Annotated in this window: 4 protein-coding genes; 1 reads left to right on the top strand and 3 read right to left on the bottom strand. The window is 65.8% G+C overall.

Going from position 1 to position 3,666, the window contains the following annotated elements:
- Positions 1-276: carbonic anhydrase (locus U1E69_RS02925; RefSeq protein WP_322242722.1), on the top strand; the 276-nt coding region annotated here is incomplete at its 5' end.
- A 66-nt stretch (positions 277-342) separates the two neighbouring features.
- Here U1E69_RS02925 and U1E69_RS02930 read toward each other — a convergent pair.
- The 3 genes from U1E69_RS02930 to U1E69_RS02940 form a co-directional block, all read right to left on the bottom strand.
- Positions 343-1,131, bottom strand: a complete 789-nt coding sequence (locus U1E69_RS02930) for an FAD binding domain-containing protein (RefSeq protein ID WP_322242724.1) — start codon at positions 1,129-1,131, stop codon at positions 343-345.
- 10 nt (positions 1,132-1,141) lie between these two features.
- Entirely contained in the window at positions 1,142-3,520 is a 2,379-nt protein-coding gene (locus U1E69_RS02935) for a xanthine dehydrogenase family protein molybdopterin-binding subunit (protein ID WP_322242726.1), read from the bottom strand.
- A gap of 8 nt (positions 3,521-3,528) precedes the next feature.
- Positions 3,529-3,666 (bottom strand): 2Fe-2S iron-sulfur cluster-binding protein (locus U1E69_RS02940; protein WP_322242728.1); only part of this gene is annotated, 138 nt, incomplete at its 5' end.

The raw sequence follows: 3,666 nt of genomic DNA on the forward strand, positions 1-3,666 counted from the left end.
GCGCCGCATCTGGAAGAGAAGACCAGCTTCGTCGGCCGCTGGATGGACATCCTGCGCCCCGGGTTCCAGAAGGTCGCGCAACTGCCCGACGACCAGATCCTGCCGGCGCTGGAAAAGCAGGCGGTGCTGACCAGTCTGGAAAACCTGCTGACCTTCCCTTTCGTCCGCACCGCGGTCGAGGATGACCGGCTGACCCTGCACGGCCTTTGGACCGATACCGGGGAAGGCGGGCTGGAAAGCTATGACCCGGCGCGGGACGGTTTCTTCCCGGTCTGAATGCCCCCTCCTGAATGCAAAGGCCCGGTGGATTGCTCCGCCGGGCCTTTGCGTATTGTCGAACGGTCAGCCTGCCGCCGTCACCGCGCGCCCGGTCAGCACCTTGACCAGGTTCGCCCGATAGGCGGCCGAGCCGTGCAGGTCGGTGTTCATGCCCGAGGGATCAACCGTCAGCCCGGAAATCACCGCAGCCGAGAAGTTGGCCGAAAGCGCAGCCTCTGCCTCAGTCCAGCGGAAGACACCGTCGTTGCCTGCGCCGGTCACCGCGACCCGGACCCCATCCGCGAATTTCGCGACGAAGACTCCGGTCAGGGCAAAGCGGCTGGCGGGCTGGTTGAACTTCACATAGGCCGCCTTCTGCGGGATCGGGAAGACGACCTCGGTGATGAACTCGCCGTCCTCCAGCGCCGTGGTGAACAGGCCCTGAAAGTAGTCATCCGCCGCGATCTTGCGCTTGTTGGTCACCACCGTCGCGCCCGATGCCAACACGGCGGACGGATAGCAGGCCGCCGGATCGTTGTTGGCGACGGACCCGCCGATGGTGCCGCGCGACCGCACCGCCGGGTCGCCGATCCCACCGGCCAAAGCGGCCAGCGCCGGGTAGTACGCGGCGGCCTCGCGAGCGACCACCGCATGGGGAGTCGCCGCCCCGATGTGCAGCCCGCCGTCGCCAGTGCAGACGCCCTGCATCTCGGCAATGCCGGTCAGGCTGACCAGCACGCCCGGTGCGGCCAGCCGCTGTTTCATCGTCGGGATCAGCGTCTGCCCGCCGGACAGGGCCTGCGCCCCATCCGCTGCCAAGGCCTTGGCAGCGTCAGCGATGGTCGAGGGTTTCGCGAAATCGAAGTTGTGCATGATGTCCCCCTTAGCCGTTGATCGCCGACCAGACCCGCGACGGCGAGACTGGCATGTCGATATGCGTGACGTGGGCATGCCCGCCGCGTTGCAGCGCGTCGATCACCGCGTTGATCACCGCAGGGGGGGACCCGATGGCCCCCGCCTCACCGCAGCCCTTCACGCCCAACGGGTTGTGGGTGCAGGGCGTCTGGCAGCTGTAATCGACGTTGTAGAACGGCACATCCTCGGCCCGCGGCATTGCGTAGTCCATATAGGACCCCGTCAGCAGCTGGCCGGTTTCGTCATAGGCGGTGAACTCGCACAGGGCCTGGCCGATCCCCTGGCCCACGCCGCCATGCACCTGACCTTCGACGATCATCGGGTTCATCACGTTGCCGAAGTCGTCCGCGCAGTGGAACGCCACCACGTCGACCTTGCCGGTGCCTTCATCCACCTCGACCTCGCAGATATAGGCGCCTGCGGGATAGGTGAAGTTGGCCGGGTCGTAGAAGGCCGTCTCCTCCAGCCCCGGTTCCAGCGTCTCCAACGGGTAGTTGTGCGGAACGTAAGCCGAGAAGGCGATCTCGCCGAAGGTCTTGGCCTTGTCGGTCCCAGCCACGCTGAACTTGCCGTCCTCGAAGGAAATATCCCCCTCGGCCGCCTCCAGCATGTGCGCCGCGATCTTCTTGCCCTTGGCGATGATTTTGTCCACCGCCTTGGTCATCGCCGTGCCGCAGACCGCCAAGGAGCGGGACCCATAGGACCCCATCCCGAACGGGATCTTCGAGGTATCTCCATGCACGATCTCGACCGAGCTGTCGGGAATCCCCAGCTTCTCGGCCACGATCTGCGCAAACACCGTCTCGTGCCCCTGCCCGTGGCTGTGCGCGCCGACCATGACCGAGATGTTCCCTGTCGCGTTGACCCGCACCGTCGCCGCGTCATAAAGCCCCACGCGAGACCCCAGGATGCCCACCAGATTGGACGGAGCAATCCCGCAAGCCTCGATCCAGGTCGACAGCCCCATGCCCCGCAGCTTGCCGCGCGCCTTCGACTCTGCCGCGCGCTTTTCGAAGCCCGCCACGTCAGCCATCTGCACGGCCTTGTCCAGCGTGGCCTGGTAGTTGCCGGTGTCGTACAGCAGGCCCACCGGCGATTGGTAGGGGAACTGGTCCGGCGTCAGCAGGTTCTTCCGGCGCACCTCGAACGGGTCGAGGTTCAACTCGCGGCACATCTTGTCGATCACCCGCTCCAGCGAATAGGTCGCCTCGGGGCGGCCTGCGCCACGGTAGGCGTCCACCGGAGCCGTGTTGGTGAAAACGGTTTTCACGTTCACATAGACATGCGGCACCTTGTAGGGCCCCGACATCAGCGTGCCATGCAGGAAGGTCGGCGTCGCGGTCGAGAAGTTCGACAGATACGCCCCCACGTTGGCCAAAGTCTCGGTCCGGATCGCGAGGATTTCACCGTCCTTGGTGCAGCCGAGTTCGATCTTCGTCACATGGTCGCGGCCATGCGCATCGGTCAGGAAGCTTTCCGACCGTTCCGCCGTCCAGCGCACCGGGCGGCCCAGCTTCTTCGCCGCCGCCAGCACCAGCGCCTCTTCGCCGTAGTGGTAGATCTTCGACCCGAAGCCGCCGCCCACGTCGGGGGCCACCACGGTCAGCTTGTTCTCCGGGATGCCCAGCACAAAGGCCGAGACCAGAAGCCGCGTCAGGTGGGGGTTCTGGCTGGTCGTCGTCAGCTTGTAGTCGCCCGTCCCCGGGTTGTATTCACCGATCGAAGCCCGAGGCTCCATCGCGTTCGGCACCAGCCGGTTGTTCACCAGGTTCAGCGTCACCACATGCGGGGCCGCCTTCATCGCCGCATCCACCGCCGCGCGGTTGTCCTCGATCCAGCCCCAGTCGAAGCAGACGTTGTCCGGGATCTCGTCATGCACCCGGTTCGACGCATCGGCCACCGCCGCCTTCATGTCGATGATGGCGGGCAGTTCCTCGATCACCGAATCCTCGGCCAGCTGCTCGGCCGCGTCCTTGGCCTGAGCCACCGTCTCGGCAATCACCGCTGCATAGGCGTCGCCGACATGGCGCACCTTGCCATGCGCCAGCACCGGGCGCTTGGGTTCCCGCATCGGGGTGCCGTCGCGGCTGTTGATCAGCCAGCCCGCCGGGTTGCCGCCGACGTCCTTGAAATCCTCACCCGTGAAGATCGCCAGCACGCCCGGCATCGCCGCCGCCTTCGCGGTGTTGATCGACTTGATCCGCCCATGCGCCACGTTCGAGCGGACAAAGACCGCCGCCGTCTGCCCATGCAGCGCCATGTCGTCGGTATAAACCCCGCGTCCGGTCAGAAAGCGGACATCCTCGCGGCGCTTGGTCGATGCGCCAATCCCGTGATCCTTCGGCATGTTCCCCCCTATTCCGCTGCGAGTGCCGAGACGTCCTGCCCAGAGGCAGCCATCACGGCCTTGACGATGTTGTGATACCCCGTGCAGCGGCAGATATTGCCGTCCAGGTAGTGGCGCACCTCGGCCTCCGAGGGCTTGGGGTTTTC

Origin of the sequence: Tabrizicola sp. (assembly GCF_034366665.1) — a bacterium.
In the GTDB taxonomy this organism is placed as follows: domain Bacteria; phylum Pseudomonadota; class Alphaproteobacteria; order Rhodobacterales; family Rhodobacteraceae; genus Tabrizicola.